We start from the raw sequence: 16,663 nt of genomic DNA on the forward strand, positions 1-16,663 counted from the left end.
TATAGTTTACACTAATGTTGCACACAAAATAATTATAAACTATGGAGGTGAAAATATGAAAAAACAATTAAAATTTATGTTAGTTATAAGTTTGCTATTGGCCATGATGACAGGTTGTTCATCTAATGGAGGAAGTGTAAGTTTACACGGAGGTACAAATAACGAAGGAAATAAGCAGAAAGTGAGCAACCCTCACGGAACTTCAGAAGATAATAAGGAGGATACAAGTACAATGAATTTTAATGCAAATAGAAATGAGTTTACGGTAGAAATGGTAACGAAAGGGTCAATAGAGAAAGTTTTTCCATTATTTTGTCCTCAAAGAGAGCACGATTGGATTCCTAGTTGGCAAGCTGATATAATATGGAGTGAGTCAGGGCTTGCGGAAGAAGGAGCAGTTTTTAAGACAGGATCAGAGACTTGGATAATGACGGACTATGAACCGATGGAAAAGGTTTATTTTGTACGATACAATCCAAATGTTGTAACACGTCTTAAAATTGATGTTAGAGAAGAAGATGGTAAAACGATATCGACATGGACGCAAAGTGAAGTTTCTACTACAGAAGCAGGTAACAGCTTTTTAGAAACGTCAACGCTTGAAAGCTTCACTGACAAGATTAAAGTATTAGAAGTTATGCTGAATCATTATGTTGAATCTGGTACAATAATTGATGAAGAAACTCTGTCAAAGGTTCTAACTAATTCTAGTCATTAAAAGAGTAAAATATTTTATAACCAAGAATTGATATGATAAATTTAAGGATAAATTGTAATCAACTAAGATTGCTATTTATCCTTTTTATTACATTTCAGAAGTGTTAAAAGTAAGCATAAAATAATCCACACCTATTAATTAGATGTGGACTATTGTTATGATTGGGAATATAAATTCTTTTGTGTATTTTCCCTACAAATGCGTAATAGAAGGGCTAGGAATTCTCCCCCCCTTCTATCACTATTTTATTTATCTATTTAACATATCTCCATGTTTGTCCTGATATATCTCTTTAATTTCTTCTTTTATAAGATCGATACTATCATGATCTTCTAAATCATAACCGCTTGTATCAATCCCTAATTCTGCCGCCTTATCAAGTACTTTTTGTGTGCAAATCTCTTCCACTTCTGCTCTAATTTCTTCTACTGTTTTACCTTCTGTATCAATATTCATTTTAGCTGCAATTTCATATATTTTTTCTTCAATATTGCTTTGGATAACCTCTTTAATTTCCTCTCTGATTTCTTCTATTGATTTACCCTCTGTTTCAATTCCAAGCTCTGCTGCCTTTTCCATAGTTACCGTTTCATGTAAATCTTGAACAACTTCCAAAAGTTCTACTTTTATTTCATCAATACTTTTATCAGTTGTATCCACCCCAAAAAGTTCTGCCTTATCTATGATTCTAGTTTCTCTTGCTCCCTGAAGCAACTCAATGACTTCACTTAATGGTAAATCTTCAATATCCAAGTTTAAATCTGCTGCTTTTTGTAGTAACCTTTGCTCCTTTTCTTCTTCTGATAATTGTGACCAAGTTTGTTCAAATTGTTCACGATCCATAAAGCGAGGTTTCTCATGATCACCTTTCTCCGATGCAAATACACTTCCTGTTCCAACAGCACTTAATAACAAAGAACCTGCAAGTGCTACGGATAATACTTTCTTATTCATTTCTTTTTCCTCCTTAAGTTTTATGTATCTTACACCTATATATTAAACATCTATTGTGTCAGTAAAATGTCCAACTATTTCATTTTCAAAAATAAAGAAAATGATTAAATATACTTCATTACGAACCCAAAAGAAAAGAGCAAGGAATCGTTAATTCCCTGCTCTTTTTATTATTTATATATGTTCAATTTAAAGAGTAACCTCATGTTTCTCACCTTTTTTTGGAGCCATTTCTTTCATTTCTTCTTTAATTTCATCCATTGTTTTTCCGTCTGTTTCAATACCTAATTCCTGTGCTTTTTCAAACAGTCTGGCTTCACGCTGCTCATGTAGCTCAACTTGTATTTCTTCAAACGTTTTTCCTTCCGTATCAATACCTAATTTCTCAGCATGTTCGAATAACTTCACTTCTTTTTCTTCATCCGATAATTGATTCCATGATTCTATAAATTTCTCTTGGTCAAATCTTTTACCTTTAGAACCTTGACCTCTTTTACCATGTTCTGGAGCAAGTGCTCTTAGTTCCTCTTGAATTTCTTCAATGGATTTCCCTTCCGTTTCAATACCTGCTTCTTCTGCTCTTTCAATTACTCTGGCTTCATGAAGCTCTTGAAGGGAAGCCATTACTTCTTCAAAGGATTTACCATCTGTTTCAATGCCTAGTCCAGCTGCTCTTTCAAAAAATTGATTTTGCTGTTCTTCCGTTAGTTCATCCCATTTTTCAGCTAGTTTCTCTAAATTCATTCCTTTTCCTTTTGGTCCGTGGCCTCTATTACCTTTAGCACCATTCTCTGAAGCATACGCTCTTAATTCCTCTTGAATTTCTTCAAACGTTTTCCCATCTGTTTCAATTCCAACTTTTTGAGCTTTCTCAAACAATCTTGCTTCTTTTTCTTCATCCGATAATTGATCCCATGCTTCAATGAACTTCTCCTGGTTCATCTTAGGTGTTTTTCCACGAAATTGATCTGCACCGTTCTCCGTTTCACTGGCAGATGCACTTCCTACACCAACTGCACTAACTACTAATGTTGCTGCTACTGCTAAGGATAAAAACTTGTTATTCATTTTTTTCCCTCCAAATTTTTTAATGTACATCAGGTACACTTATAATATAAATTTTGAATGTGTCGGGTAAATGTCCAAAAAATGAAAATAACATTAAAATTGTCCAAAGAACTAAATTAAAACGTCCTTCTTATTTCAATCGTAAACTTATACCGATCAGCACGATAGGAGGATATAACAAATTCTAAAGGAGTTTTACCCTCTAAAAAGGTTTGCTGTTGCATGCGTAATATTGGTGCTCCTTCTGATACTTTCAAAAAAATCGCTTCCTGTACTGAAGCAATAGTTGATTCTATCGTCTGAACTCCATCAACGATGTTCACACCATATTGTTTTTCAATGTACTGATATAATGATTGTTGTTCCATTTGTTGTTGGGTTAAATTGGGTATGAGCTGTGCTGACATATAAACTGTTTCAATCGCTATTGGCACTTGATCGGCTAAACGCACACGTTTCATTTCATACACTAATTCATTAGCTTCAATTTTTAAGTAATCAGCAATTTCTTTGGAAGCTGGAATCTTTTCAAAATGAATCCATTGACTACTCGGCTCATATCCTTCTTGTTTCATATCTTCTGTAAAGCTAGTTAGTTCGCCGATAAATTTATGTTCTAGTTTTTTGCTTGATACAAATGTACCTTTTCCTTTGTGTCTATACAAATACCCCTCGTTAACTAGATTGTTAATGGCTTGTCTTACCGTCATGCGACTGATATGAAACTGTTCTGAAAATTGACGTTCAGAAGGTATCAAATCCCCTGCTTGCATGTCTCCATTCACTATTTTCCCTTTAATAAGTTCTGCAAGTTGATAATAAATAGGTAGCGGAGAATTTTTATTAATCATTTCATGCTTCCTTTCTAGATCTATCCTAAAATTAAGATCAATTTATGTTGTTATATCCTGTATTGAAATATGTGATGTAAGTGACTGCTCATCTGCAATAACTGTTACGTTTGGATGTAACTGTAAAATAGATGCTGGAAATTGCTCGTTTAAATCACCTTGCAGCAGTTTATTAATCGCTACACCTTTCTCTGCACCTGATGCAAGTAAAAGAATTTCTCTACTGTTCATGATGGACTGGATCCCCATCGTAATAGCATGAGTAGGTACTTCATCCATGTCATTAAAAAAATGTTTATTGGCTTGTCGTGTAGATTCCGTAAGTTTTACAACATGTGTTTTTGTGCCAAATGATGTTCCGGGTTCGTTAAAACCAATGTGCCCATTTTGTCCGATTCCCAAAACCTGAACATCAATCCCTCCACACCCTTTTATTAGTTTATCATAATGATCACATTCTTTTTTTAATGAAACTCCTTTTCCATTTGGCAGGTGAACATTTGATTTCAATATATTAATATAATTAAACAAATTTTCTTTCATGTAATAGTGATAACTATTAGGGTGATCTTCTGATAGGCCAACATATTCATCTAGGTTAAAGCTAGTAACATGTTGATAATCTGTTTTATTCTTTTGAAAATCTAAAACCATGTTTTTATATAAACCTAAGGGTGTCCCTCCTGTTGCTAAACCCAAATTGATACAAGTACTTGATTTTACTTTTGAGGTAATATACTCTGCTGCTTTTTTACTCATTTCATTATAATCTCTAACTTTAATGACTTCCATTCTCATCCACTCCTTGTACTCTTATTTTATCGTATAACATAGAATTCTAGTTGTCTATACCAGTGATGAAATTAATAATTAAACTACAATAGTCTTTATAAGGGCACAGAGATATATCTATGCCCTTATTAAATTAATGGACTTTAAATTCTGGTAAACTAGATAATTCTTTAGTAAGTTCCGTTAAAATCTTTAATTAGCAATCCATAAGCAATCAAACCAAATAGAGCTGCGATTAAAAGGGAGGGTACAAGGTTTATATGCATTATTTGTATACTCCAAACTCTAAGTATTTAACCCTTCTTTCAACTCATCACCAGAGTTTTCCCACCATTCTTGATTATGCTCCATTAGAGCTGTTTGCAAGGCTGTTTTCTCCGTATCATCTAAACCATCTAAAATAAATTTACGCTTAAGCGCTTTGTCCATCTTATTTACATGATCAGCGAGAATCTTCCACCCTCTTCTTGCTTCTTCATCAATCAGCATTTCACATACGGTAACACCTGCATAATATGAACCTTCTTCTTTGCGGTCTACGGCCACCCATGCAATCCAACACTTCCTACCGTTAGGCACTTCTTCTTTATCTGTAAGAAATTTAATGCCTTTTTCCACCTTACTTTTCGCATGTAAGGCCCCAATATCTATATAGGCTTTATCTCCATCAATGATCATACTCGACATTTGGCTAAGGTTAATTGTCCCCGCTCCAAAACCTTTATGCTCTTTATTGCTAACTACATTCAAAGATAAATTCTTTTTCCCCTTTTTATCAAAGTTCATTCGACTAACACCGTCCTATTCTTCACTAGATGTAACCTACTTTTAGCATACAAAAAATATCGATGATAAACAAACTTTTTCTGTAAATTATGCTTTCACCCAAGTGGAACACCTTGCGAAATTCAATATTATAACCAACCAATCTAGGAATCACTCTACTACAAAAGGTGGGATAAGCATATACATTAAATCATGTACGCTCATTGAAAATATAACTGAGGTGGAATGACATGTTGCAAAAAATGAAATTTTTCGGATATGTATTTATCTTTATAACCTTTTTAACGCTCAGCTATTTTATATTCATCAATCTCTGGAACACAGTTCAATTCAATCATGAAAATGAAAGAAACTCTCCAGCTTTTTTAGATGAGAGTTCTGTCCTCGGGAAACAAACTGAATTTATTCAATTAGATTATCCAGACCATTCAAAACCACTCAGTTCAAGAATAGTTCATTACAACATTGATGTAGAGCTGGATGAAAAAAATAAGAAGCTGCTCGGTTCTCAAAAATTAACTTGGATTAACCCAGGAAAACAACCTGTGAATGAAATCTATTTCCACTTATATCCGAATGCGTTTCAATCCAAAAAAACCAGCTTCATAATTGAATCAGGGGGCAGTTTAAGAAACGACGAAATGAAAGAAGACAGCTTTGGAAGTATGACTATACACAACATAAGGATAGATAGTGGAGCGGAATTAACACAGCAAACCTTTTTTATACAACCTGATGACGGAAATCCAAATGACTATACATTAATGGGATTGAAACTCTCACAATCTGTTTTGCCCGGTGAAGAAATCACGCTTCATATGACGTTTACCGTTCAATTACCTTATGTTTTTGCAAGGATGGGATATGCAGGAGATTTCATTATGGCTGGTCAGTGGTTTCCGAAGATTGCAGCTTACGAAAAAAAAGGAATGCGTGGTCGAAATACAGAGGGATGGAATTTGCACCAATACCATGGTAATTCAGAGTTTTATGCTAATTTTGGTACTTATGATGTAAATATCAAAGTTCCATCGAATTATATTGTAGCTGCAACGGGAGTACAGATAGACAAAACTGAAACAAGAATCGATCGTACGATAGATCAAACTATTATTGGAACTTTTGATCATTCCACTTCCTCTGGACAAGAGTTAGAGGAAGCTGGCAACAGTAAAACTTATCATTATAAAGCCGTAGATGTCCATGATTTTGCATGGTCTGCATCTCCTCAATTTAAGGTCATAGAGGAAGTTTATCGTTCGGAAAATGTTAAGGATGTTACCATCAAATTATACTTGGACCCCCTTCACAGTGACCTAAAAGAACGCTATTTATATGCTGCCAAATCAGCCTTAAACAACTTCACAGATTGGTATGGTGAATATCCTTATCCTACTTTATCTATCGTTATCCCTCCTGATGGGGCAAATGGGGCTGGTGGCATGGAATACCCTACATTAGTAACCGCATGGTCTGCTTCAGAAAAGGAAAAAGATAGTTCATTAGAAAGAGTCATTATACACGAAATTGGACATCAATTCTGGTATGGTATGGTCGCTTCAAATGAATTTGAAGAGGCTTGGTTAGACGAAGCTTTTACCTCTTATGCTGAGGATAAAGTGATGGAAAAAGAATATGGAATACGGTCAAAAACCCATTATGAAGCTAGTTATGTATCCTCACCCGCACCGCTTAAGCAAAATGCATGGGAATACGAATATAAAAATGAATATGCTCAAAACGTTTATATTAGAGGGAAGTTAGTGTTACGTGATATAGAGGAGATCATAGGCACAGCTCAAATGAACAAAGTATTAAAAACATACTTCCAACGTTGGAAATTTAATCATCCCTCTACGGAAGATTTTCAAGCTGTATTAGAAGACGTCACTGGTCAGGAATGGGATCAGTATTTCAACACATTTATTTATGACAATAAAATGGTTGATTATGCAGTTCAATCGATTAACATCAACAAGATCATCAATGAAGAACAAACGTTATATAAACATCAAGTGTTGATTCAAAAAAATGGTGCGACATTCCATCAGCCATTGTCCATATTATTCACTTTTGAGGATGGGACTTCCATAGTAAAAACCTGGGAAGGAAAAGAGGAACATAAAATGTTTACATTTACGCATTCATCCACCTTAAATTGGGTTGCGATTGATCCAGAACATACGGTGATTTTAGAAAATAAACATATCAATAACTTTAAGAGTACTACTATAAATTCAGAAACAAAAACTAGATGGAATTTAGTTTTAATCCAATGGATTGAAATAATATTGAACTCCAAGATGTGGTGAGGTGAAATGATGATCGTTAATATGATAAAACAAGGATGGAAAACAACAAATCAAAATATAGTTTATATATTATTATTTTCAATGTATCAGTTAGTATGGGGGATCTTTTTATATCGATGGATTGAAAGTGTCATTGTTTCAATTTCACAACGTTTTCCAGACCCTAACATTATGGATGCTAGACAGTTATTTATTATAGAAGGTCAGTATTTGATCACAGATGGAGATTTCATGATGAAGTACTTCGCCCCTCTTTTGATTTTCATAGGCATACGCTGGATTGTATCACCCCTAATGAATGCAGGACTTTATTATGCTATACATCATAAGGAGTCACATTCTAGTAAACCATTGTTTTTACAGGGGGTTTTTAAATTAGGGAGTTCATTTTTTATCATCTCTTGCATCCATCTGTTGCTCTCCAGCATACCTCTTTATTGGATATTCTCATTTTTAAAAAATACACTAGAAACTTATACTACACCAAATTCATTACTTTGGAATGTTGCACCTATATTGATGGCTTATATCGTATATGCTTGGATTATCCATATCCTATTTATGTATATTCAATGGGGAAAAACGACAAATAATAATATCGTGTCTCCTATTGTATTTATGTTGAAAAATTTGATAATCACTATAGGTTTAAGTTTAATCATTACAATTATCATTGGAGTATTTACAGCTTTATTTTTTTCTGTCTCTATTTTATGGGTAAGTTTTTTTGCCATCATAGTAAATCAAATCCAATATTTTATTAGGGTTTATTTGAAAGTTTGGGAAATAAATACACAGTATCATTTTTGGTTACATAAAAAAGAGCCCCAATAGGTGATCGGAGCTTTATGGATTTATTGAGAATGGGGATAAAGTAAATTTACGACATTGAAGCAGGTGGAATTTTAAGAACAGTGCCAGGTTCGGGCGCAGTTCCTAACTGCATACCATTGTAATCTGCCAACTCTCTACCTGTTATACCATATTGATTCCCTATAGATCGAAATGTTTCTCCTTCCATCACTGTATGATAAACTTCTTCCGGCTCTGGCTCTGGCTCTGGTTCTGGTTCTGGCTCTGGTTCTGGCTCTTCTGGTTCAGACATAACTTCAGGAATCAAGAGCACTTGACCTACATATAAATTCCAAGGAGCCGTAATATTATTATATCTCATCAATCTTCTTGCTCTAAGACCATACATTCGTGCAATTCTCCAAATCGTCTCTCTTGGTTTAACGATATGGTACGCCACACCTGGCTCTGGAAGAACAGGAACTAATAATACTTGACCCACATAAATCATATTTGGATCTGAAATATTATTAATTGCCATTAAATCTTCCACTGAAACACCTGAACGTTGTGAAATCGCGTTTAATGTGTCACCAGACTGTACAACGTAAGTTCCCGCTACAGGCTCTTCTGGTGTTGGTGGTGCCATTGGAATGTACAGTGTTTGACCTACATAAAGGTAACTTTCTTCAGTAATATTATTAATCTCAACTAAGTCAACGATAGGTACCCCAAATTTTTGAGAAATCATATATAATGAATCGCCTGGCTGTACTACATAAGTTTCCATTTCCATACCTGGTTCCATAGGTAATGGTATTTTCAGCATTTGGCCCACATATAACATATTGGGGTCCTGAAGATTATTTAATCGAATAAGATCAGATACTGAAACATTATATGCTGCCGCAATATCATTTAGCGTATCTCCCGGTTGAACAATATAGGTATCTGCAACACCCATTGTAGGTATATAAAGCTGTTGGCCTATAACAATATAATCTTGATCAGTGATTCCATTTACTTCCATAATTTCTTGAACGGATACTCCATATTTTGCAGCGATTCCATTCAATGTATCATTCGCCTGTACTACATAAATCATAATGTAAAAAAACCTCCTAATGTTGATAAAACTTTAACTCAACTAATATTTATCTCATTGATAAGGTATGAAGAACCGTGATAAATTGCCTCGGTCAAATGCCTATTTTTTGTGATAAATGACTATTTTTTGAGTTTTTTTGCACAAAGGTTATGATTTCTTAAAAAGGCATAAACATTAGGCGGGTACAGGTGGAGGAAGCATCAATACTTGACCTACTCTAATCTTATTCGGATCTGTTAATCCATTCATCCTCATTAATTCATTCCGGTTCACAGTATGGTATTCTGCGATTTTAGTTAGCGTATCACCTGGTACAACGATGTGATATTCGCCTGTTTCCGGTACAATTGGAACAATTAACATTTGACCTATATAAATACTATCAGGATCTAATATATTGTTGATTTTTATTAAGGTATCGATAGGTACATTAGATTGACTTGATATTAAGTTTAAAGAATCTCCCGATTTGACAATGTACACATTTACTTCTGGTGGCTCTGTTGGTTGTGATGGTTCCGCAGGTTCAGAACTTACAGGGATATATAACGTTTGACCTACATAAATATAACCGGCGTCAATCAGATTGTTGGCATCCACGATCTCTTGTACAGAAACACCGTATTTACTTGAGATTGCAAATAATGTATCCCCGCTTTGGACAATATACCATTCGCCTTTTTTTGGGATGATTAACTTTTGACCTACATAGATCACAGTACTACTTAAATTGTTTGTATCCATAATCTCTTTCACCGAAATTCCGTAGGTTTGCGATATATCGTACAATGTGTCCCCAGATTTCACTATATGTGTCTGCTCCATAGTTGGAATCATCAAGCTTTGACCTATATAAATAATTCCACTAGTAAGATTATTTTGTTTCATGATCATTTGTAATGGTACGCCGTACTTTTGAGATATACCCCACAAATTTTCTCCTTCTTTAATAACATGGGTGATCATAATCTTTAACCTCCAAAACATCTTTCTTAGTTAAAGTATGTATACCCAAGACATTTTGACCCCGTCATTCGCCTAATTGAGTAGTGTACACTGTACACCCTTCCTTCAAAATAGATAGTGAGTGATAAATAATATTCACTAAATCTTCACAAATCCCAATATTTTGGTATAGATAGAATGATATACTCGTATTTGTTGTTCGGATATATCAAAAATATAATAAAAGGAGTTCGATTCAGTGGGAATGAGAAAAGCTTCATTTAAACAGTTTTATAAGTATACGGCTTTATTTCTATCTATTATTTTAGTTTTCAACATGATTGGTGTTAGTGTTGCAAATGCGCAATCAAAACTAAACACAGAGGCAGAAAAGCAACAAAAATCAGAAGTAGCAAATATAGGTGAAATCCCTAATAAACTACCAAAAGAAAAGCTAGAATTAACCAATAAAAGAACAAAATATTCTTCTCGTTACTTGAATCCAGATGGTAGCTTTACTGAGGAGATATTTTTGGAACCACAATTTTATCAAGATCCATCCGATAAAAAGTGGAAAAAAATTGATAATAAGTTAAAAGCCAAAGATAAAGATAAAAAGAAATATGAAAATACTGCAAATGACGTAAAGACTACATTTGCTAACGAATCTGGAAATAACGAGCTTGTTTCCGTTGAAAAAAAAGGAAAATCAATCTCTTTAATTCCAGTAAATGCAAAAAAAGCAAAAGGAAAATTAAAAGATAATGAAATTACGTATGAAGGAATTTATGACAACGTAGATATTCGTTATCAACTAAATGGTAATGCAGTGAAAGAAGACATTATCCTGCATAATACACCTGTTGAAAATACGTTTACCTTCGAATTGAAATTAAAAGGTCTTAAAGCTGAAACAAATGAAAATGGAATGATTCTATTTACCGATAATAAAGGTGTAGAACAATTCTATTTGGAAAAACCTTATATGACAGATGCTAATGGAAAGTATTCTGATGATGTTACTCTTACCTTGAGAGAAGAAAAAGGGAAAACTTATGTAGATGTGATTGCAGACTCTGCATTTTTAGAGGATCCTGAAACACAATATCCAGTTACAATTGACCCTACAATCAATGATTGGAATGTCATTCGTGATCTGTTTATTGCAAGTAATTTCCCTGATTCAGTCTATCCTAGTGAAACCTTTTTAACTACAGGTTATCATGGGTATTTCGGTGCAACTAGATCATTAGTTGAATTTGTTTTACCTGCTCTTCCAAGTGATAGCAGTATTCAAAACGCATCATTTTTCGCTTACCAAGTAAAAAATGATAGTTCAACAGCTACTATAGATTTAGAACGTATCACAAGTGATTGGGATTCTTCAAATACGACTTGGAATTCACAACCTTCTTTAGGAGGGGTTGAGGAGTTTACAGCTTCAACTAATACAGTCAATGAATATTGGGAATGGGAAATCACTCAATTAACAAAAGATTGGTATAACGGTGTTCAAGAAAATTTCGGTTTTATGTTAATCCAATGGGGTGAAGAGGTACAATCACCATACCGTACTTTTAACTCTGTGAACAGCGGAAATATGACACCTAGAATTTCAATTAACTATACAGTAGATCCAATCGGATATGAAGATTTCTGGAGTACTACAGAAGATGGTGTGAATCCTGCAAACGGAAACTTAGTTTTACCAGCAATAGATGTTTCCATTCCTGGACAAGGACTTAATGTAGATGTAACTCGCACGTACAACAGCCGAAAATCTTGGCATAAAGGGATGTTTGGTTACGGTTGGTGGAGTAATACTGAAGCGTTAATTGTTGATTCAGGAGAGGGTCCAATCACGCTAATTGACGGGGATAATACACGTCATATCTTCGGTCAACAAATTGGCGGTGGATATATTACACCAGGTGGTTTATATGTTGATCTTGAAAAAAATCAGGATGGAACTTATACAATAACAAATGCAGATGGTACAAAAACGAGTTTTAATACAAATGGAAAAATCAGTTCCATTGTTGATCCAAATGGCAATACGATTTCCTATGTATATGATGCAGCGGATAAACTAACCTCCATTCAAGACAATGCTGGACGTGTTACCACTTATGCTTATCATACGAATGGATTAGTATCTAGCATTACCGATCCAGCGAATCGTATCACAACATATGAGTATGATGCAGCAGATAACTTAATCGAAGTCATTGATCCTGCTGGTATAGCTACTATCATGACTTATGTTGCAGATCATAATCTTAAAACGGTCACAGATGGACGTAATATTACAACTACGATCAATTATGATGAATCTGATCGTGTTGAAGATATTAATCGACCGATTACAATCAATGGTGCTGCTGAAACAAGCACAACTACGTTTGCTTATGATACTGCAAATACAGTAACTACTGTTATTGATGGTGAAGGAAATCGTGTAGATTATACGTATAATGCAAATGGTAATATAGTTCAAATATCAAGAAATCCATTAGATGCTCAGAATAAATCTGTTACTACTTTCTTTTATGATGATAATAACAACTTAACAAAAGTAGTTGATCCTAAAGCAAATCGTGCTGGAACGGGTGAAGCGTATGTATATACCTATGATGCAAATGGAAATATCACTTCCGTTCAGTTGCCTGAGGGTGAAACAGCTGCTTACACTTATGATCAACAGAACAATTTAATTGAAGAAAATAACTTTAATAATAACGTCTCTGAATTTGATTATGACAGTAACAATAACCAATTAGAATCATTTGATCCGTACCAACAGTCTGTCGCACAACGTTATGATGAATCTGGAAATTTAAGCTACATGACTCATCCTATGTCTGCAGCAAACAATTTAGTTCCTAATTCGAATCTTGAAAATGACGAAAATAATGATAATTGGCCAGATCAATGGCAATCACTTATTGAAACTGGAAAAACAGCGACTATCCAATGGGAAAATGAATCCTTTGTTGGAAATAAATCGATCAGTATTTCTGATCCAACAGGATGGACAGTTGTTCAATCAGAAGAAAGCTCATATAATCCAAATGAGAACTATGTGGTTAGCGGGTATATCAAAACAGAAAATATTACTAATGAAGCTAAAATTAAAATTGATTTTTATAACAGCCAGAATGCTTGGTTAGGTCAAACATTCTCCTATGGCCTTAAAGGAACCCATGATTGGACACGTATGCAAGCAGTCATTGATGATGTCCCTGCAAATACAGCCTATATCCGTGCCGGATTAGACTTTGGTCCTGGTACAGGTAAAGCTTATTTTGATGGAATTCAGATAGAAAAAGGAACCATTCTAAGTGCATATAATCTTGTAGAAAATTCAAGTTTTGAAAAAGATACGAATGGTGATCATCTTCCTGATAACTGGGAAACAAGCAATAATTTATCTGTCAATGATGTCCTTGATACAACAGAATCTTTAACAGGGAATACTTCATTTAGGATCACTGGAGAAATTGGAAATGATAAATTTATTAAACAAACGATTTCGGTTTCTGGTGATGCAAATACACCGTTCACTTTATCCGGTTGGTCTAAACAAATCGATATGGATTTATCAGGTTCATTTTACGGAATACAGATTGCCATTCACAATACAGATGGAACCATAGACTGGACAAACGCACACGATTTTGACAAGAAAGAAGAAGGATGGCAGCATATTGCAGCTGAAGTAACACCTTCAAAATCATTTACATCTGTAGATGTGTATTATTACTATTTTGATCAAATCGGAACCGCTTGGTTTGATGCCATGCGATTAGAAATGGGAGCATCACACACAACTTTCTCTTATGATAATCAAGGGAATCAGACAAGTGTAAGTAGTCCTTTAGGAGATTCAACTTCATTCCAATATGATACTGTCGGTAATCAAACAAGTGTCACAAATGGACTAGGAAAGAATATGAATTTTGAATATGATGCTCGTAATTTATTAACTAAAGTGATTGATCCTAACTTCAATGAAACCCTCTATGGTTATGATGAAGTAGGAAATCGTACAACCGTTACAGATGCTAAAAATCAAGGGACCCATTATCAATATAATGAATTTAATCAGGTTTCTAGTATCATTAATCCTTTAAATCAAGTGACTCAGTTCGAATATAACCGTAATGGTGGACAAACAAAACTCACACATCCAAACGGTGACTCTATTTCTTACGATTATAACGCGTTAAATCAACTCAATAAAATTATTTATAATGGTGTAGAAAAATGGAACTTTGCATATGATGCTAACGGTTATGTAACTTCTGAGACAGACGATAAAGGTAATACGACAACTTATAATTACGACAAGAACGGAAGTTTGATTCAAAAAGCTAAAGGATCAACAAACGTCATCGATTATGTTTATGATCAAATGAGAAATAAAACGTCATTCACGGCAAATGTTGGTACAGACCAATTTACAAATCAATTTGAATATAACAAACTTGATCAACTTACTGCAATGAGTCTAAATAATAGCGAAATTGTTGAGTTTGTTTATGATGAAAGAGGAAATATTACTTCTACTATTCGTTCCAATGGTACGTATACTGCCTATGAATATGATGCTAACAATCGGTTAAAATCTTTAAGAAACTATAATGCAAATGGTGAAGTTTTATATCAATATGGTTATACGTATGATGCAAATGGGAATTGGACAGGTGTTTCCACAAATCAAGGGAATATTTCGTATCAATATGATGATTTAAACCGTCTCGTTCAAGAAACATTATTAGATGGAACGAACATTGAATATCAATACGACTCTGTAGGTAACAGAACTAAAAAAATCGTTACAAATGGTTCAGGCGAGTCAACAACCGATTATCTCTATGATGCAGGAAATCAGTTAATTGATGTAAATGGACAATCGTATAGTTATGATCAGAATGGGAACTTAACTAATAACGGTGATCAAATTTATGTATATAATGAAAATAATCGTCTTATCGAAGTAAAAGATGCTGGTGGAACCACAGTTGCTACCTTTGATTATGATAGCGAAGGAAAACGCACAACTATGACCACATCTACTGGAACAGTGAACTTCCATTATGATGGAGATCAGGTCATTTATGAAACAGATGAGAATAATATTATAGTTGCCGAATACACTTGGGATGCACAAGGAAATCCTGTCACCATGACGAAAAATGGTGTAACTTACCATTATCATATCAATGGTCATGGGGATGTAACTTCACTAACAGATAGCAGCGGTAATATTGTTGCATCGTATGAGTACGATGCATGGGGGAACATCCTATCTCAATCTGGTGCACTAGCGTCTGAAAACCCATATCGTTATGCAAGTTATCGTTATGATGAAGGAACTGGATTATATTACTTGATGGCACGTTATTACGATGCTGAAGATTCGCGATTCTTAACCAGAGACACGTTCCAAGGATTTGAAGATAATCCATTAAGTTTAAATCAATATTCATATGTGGAAAACAACCCTATTATGTATGTCGATCCATCTGGACATTTTGCTATTCCTCTAGCTTATGCAGCTGTTTTAGCTTTTTTAGGTGCATGGTTGATTTATTATGCTATTAAGTCACTTAATGCTGTGGGGAAATTAATAGATCAAAGTTTTGCTAGAGTAAAAACAAAACCAAGATATAGATCTAAATATGAGGTACATCATATAGTTGCACAAAAACACTGGAAGGCAGCACCATCAAGAAGCATATTGACTAAAGTCGGTCTTTCAGTTAATAGTTCTCAAAACTTAGTTAGTATTAAAACAGGGATGCATAGAAGAACTCATTACTATTTATATTATGATACAGTTAATCTCATCATGAAGAAAGTCTACAACTATAAGTCCAGTTACAGTACAAACAGAAAAAAAGTAATAGCAGCTTTAGGCACAATTAAAGTATGGTTAAAAGCAAAAAGTGCAACCTCACCTTTTTAAGGGAGTAAACGATGTTTCAAATGGATAAAAAAACAGAACTTTTAACTAAAACTCAAATTTAGATTTAATTTATGCAACTATATTCCTTAAAGCCATCTACTGTTAAGTGAGTAGATGGCTTTTCCTCAATCATATCTCTAGATGTCCTATTAAATCTTAAAAACAAAATTTGTAAGAATGATATATAATATTATTATATAAATTACTTAAATATATTGACATTGATTGTTCATCACTTCTTGCAGGAACAATAGATACTGAAACATAGTATGAGGGAATTTTAAGTGAGAAATGCAAGAGTCGCAACGAAAATTGTGTGATGTCGGTTTTCAAGTAAGGCTAAATTACTATTAAAGAAAGGTGCAT

General features: G+C 34.2%; 11 protein-coding genes. 4 read left to right on the forward strand and 7 right to left on the reverse strand.

Features of this window, described 5'->3' with window-relative positions:
* Window positions 1-55: 55 nt before the first annotated feature.
* Entirely contained in the window at window positions 56-718 is a 663-nt protein-coding gene (locus EPK97_RS08545) for a hypothetical protein (protein WP_162036195.1), read from the forward strand.
* 249 nt (window positions 719-967) lie between these two features.
* Here the strand turns inward: EPK97_RS08545 and EPK97_RS08550 are convergent, their stop codons facing one another.
* From EPK97_RS08550 to EPK97_RS08570, 5 genes are all read right to left on the reverse strand, one after another.
* Window positions 968-1,672 (reverse strand): hypothetical protein, encoded by a 705-nt coding sequence (locus EPK97_RS08550; RefSeq protein WP_162036196.1) that lies wholly within the window; start codon window positions 1,670-1,672, stop codon window positions 968-970.
* A gap of 189 nt (window positions 1,673-1,861) precedes the next feature.
* Window positions 1,862-2,740: a hypothetical protein gene (locus EPK97_RS08555; protein WP_162036197.1), complete on the reverse strand. Its 879-nt coding sequence runs from the start codon at window positions 2,738-2,740 to the stop codon at window positions 1,862-1,864.
* Between the two features lie 116 nt (window positions 2,741-2,856).
* Window positions 2,857-3,591, reverse strand: coding sequence for a GntR family transcriptional regulator (locus tag EPK97_RS08560; RefSeq protein ID WP_162036198.1), 735 nt, complete (start codon window positions 3,589-3,591; stop codon window positions 2,857-2,859).
* 42 nt (window positions 3,592-3,633) lie between these two features.
* Window positions 3,634-4,383, reverse strand: a complete 750-nt coding sequence (nagB, locus tag EPK97_RS08565; RefSeq protein ID WP_162036199.1) for a glucosamine-6-phosphate deaminase — start codon at window positions 4,381-4,383, stop codon at window positions 3,634-3,636.
* A gap of 285 nt (window positions 4,384-4,668) precedes the next feature.
* Window positions 4,669-5,169, reverse strand: a complete 501-nt coding sequence (locus EPK97_RS08570) for a YwhD family protein (RefSeq protein WP_162036200.1) — start codon at window positions 5,167-5,169, stop codon at window positions 4,669-4,671.
* Window positions 5,170-5,399: 230 nt separating this feature from the next.
* Here EPK97_RS08570 and EPK97_RS08575 point away from each other — a divergent pair, with 230 nt between their 5' ends.
* On the forward strand, window positions 5,400-7,481 hold the full coding sequence (locus EPK97_RS08575) for a M1 family metallopeptidase (RefSeq protein WP_162036201.1): 2,082 nt from the start codon (window positions 5,400-5,402) through the stop codon (window positions 7,479-7,481).
* A gap of 9 nt (window positions 7,482-7,490) precedes the next feature.
* A complete protein-coding gene (locus EPK97_RS08580) occupies window positions 7,491-8,315 on the forward strand; it encodes a hypothetical protein (RefSeq protein WP_162036202.1) in 825 nt (274 codons plus the stop codon).
* Window positions 8,316-8,361: 46 nt separating this feature from the next.
* On the opposite strand, the gene EPK97_RS08585 is transcribed toward EPK97_RS08580, so the two are convergent.
* Window positions 8,362-9,378: a LysM peptidoglycan-binding domain-containing protein gene (locus EPK97_RS08585; RefSeq protein ID WP_162036203.1), complete on the reverse strand. Its 1,017-nt coding sequence runs from the start codon at window positions 9,376-9,378 to the stop codon at window positions 8,362-8,364.
* A 177-nt stretch (window positions 9,379-9,555) separates the two neighbouring features.
* A complete protein-coding gene (locus tag EPK97_RS08590) occupies window positions 9,556-10,347 on the reverse strand; it encodes a LysM peptidoglycan-binding domain-containing protein (RefSeq protein ID WP_162036204.1) in 792 nt (263 codons plus the stop codon).
* A 244-nt stretch (window positions 10,348-10,591) separates the two neighbouring features.
* On the opposite strand from EPK97_RS08590, the gene EPK97_RS08595 reads away from it, so the two are divergent.
* Window positions 10,592-16,297: a DNRLRE domain-containing protein gene (locus EPK97_RS08595; RefSeq protein ID WP_240903755.1), complete on the forward strand. Its 5,706-nt coding sequence runs from the start codon at window positions 10,592-10,594 to the stop codon at window positions 16,295-16,297.
* The last annotated feature ends 366 nt before the right edge of the window (window positions 16,298-16,663 follow it).

It is taken from the genome of Chengkuizengella sediminis (assembly GCF_010078385.1).
Taxonomy (GTDB): Bacteria; Bacillota; Bacilli; order Paenibacillales; family KCTC-33759; genus Chengkuizengella; species Chengkuizengella sediminis.

Excerpts from the sequence above, each read along its gene's own strand:
- EPK97_RS08545 (WP_162036195.1), top strand. The coding sequence starts at position 56 with ATGAAAAAACAATTAAAATTTATGTTAGTTATAAGTTTGCTATTGGCC.
- EPK97_RS08550 (WP_162036196.1), bottom strand. The coding sequence starts at position 1,672 with ATGAATAAGAAAGTATTATCCGTAGCACTTGCAGGTTCTTTGTTATTA.
- EPK97_RS08555 (WP_162036197.1), bottom strand. The coding sequence starts at position 2,740 with ATGAATAACAAGTTTTTATCCTTAGCAGTAGCAGCAACATTAGTAGTT.
- EPK97_RS08560 (WP_162036198.1), bottom strand. The coding sequence starts at position 3,591 with ATGATTAATAAAAATTCTCCGCTACCTATTTATTATCAACTTGCAGAA.
- nagB (WP_162036199.1), bottom strand. The coding sequence starts at position 4,383 with ATGGAAGTCATTAAAGTTAGAGATTATAATGAAATGAGTAAAAAAGCA.
- EPK97_RS08570 (WP_162036200.1), bottom strand. The coding sequence starts at position 5,169 with ATGAACTTTGATAAAAAGGGGAAAAAGAATTTATCTTTGAATGTAGTT.
- EPK97_RS08575 (WP_162036201.1), top strand. The coding sequence starts at position 5,400 with ATGTTGCAAAAAATGAAATTTTTCGGATATGTATTTATCTTTATAACC.
- EPK97_RS08580 (WP_162036202.1), top strand. The coding sequence starts at position 7,491 with ATGATCGTTAATATGATAAAACAAGGATGGAAAACAACAAATCAAAAT.
- EPK97_RS08585 (WP_162036203.1), bottom strand. The coding sequence starts at position 9,378 with ATGATTTATGTAGTACAGGCGAATGATACATTGAATGGAATCGCTGCA.
- EPK97_RS08590 (WP_162036204.1), bottom strand. The coding sequence starts at position 10,347 with ATGATCACCCATGTTATTAAAGAAGGAGAAAATTTGTGGGGTATATCT.
- EPK97_RS08595 (WP_240903755.1), top strand. The coding sequence starts at position 10,592 with ATGAGAAAAGCTTCATTTAAACAGTTTTATAAGTATACGGCTTTATTT.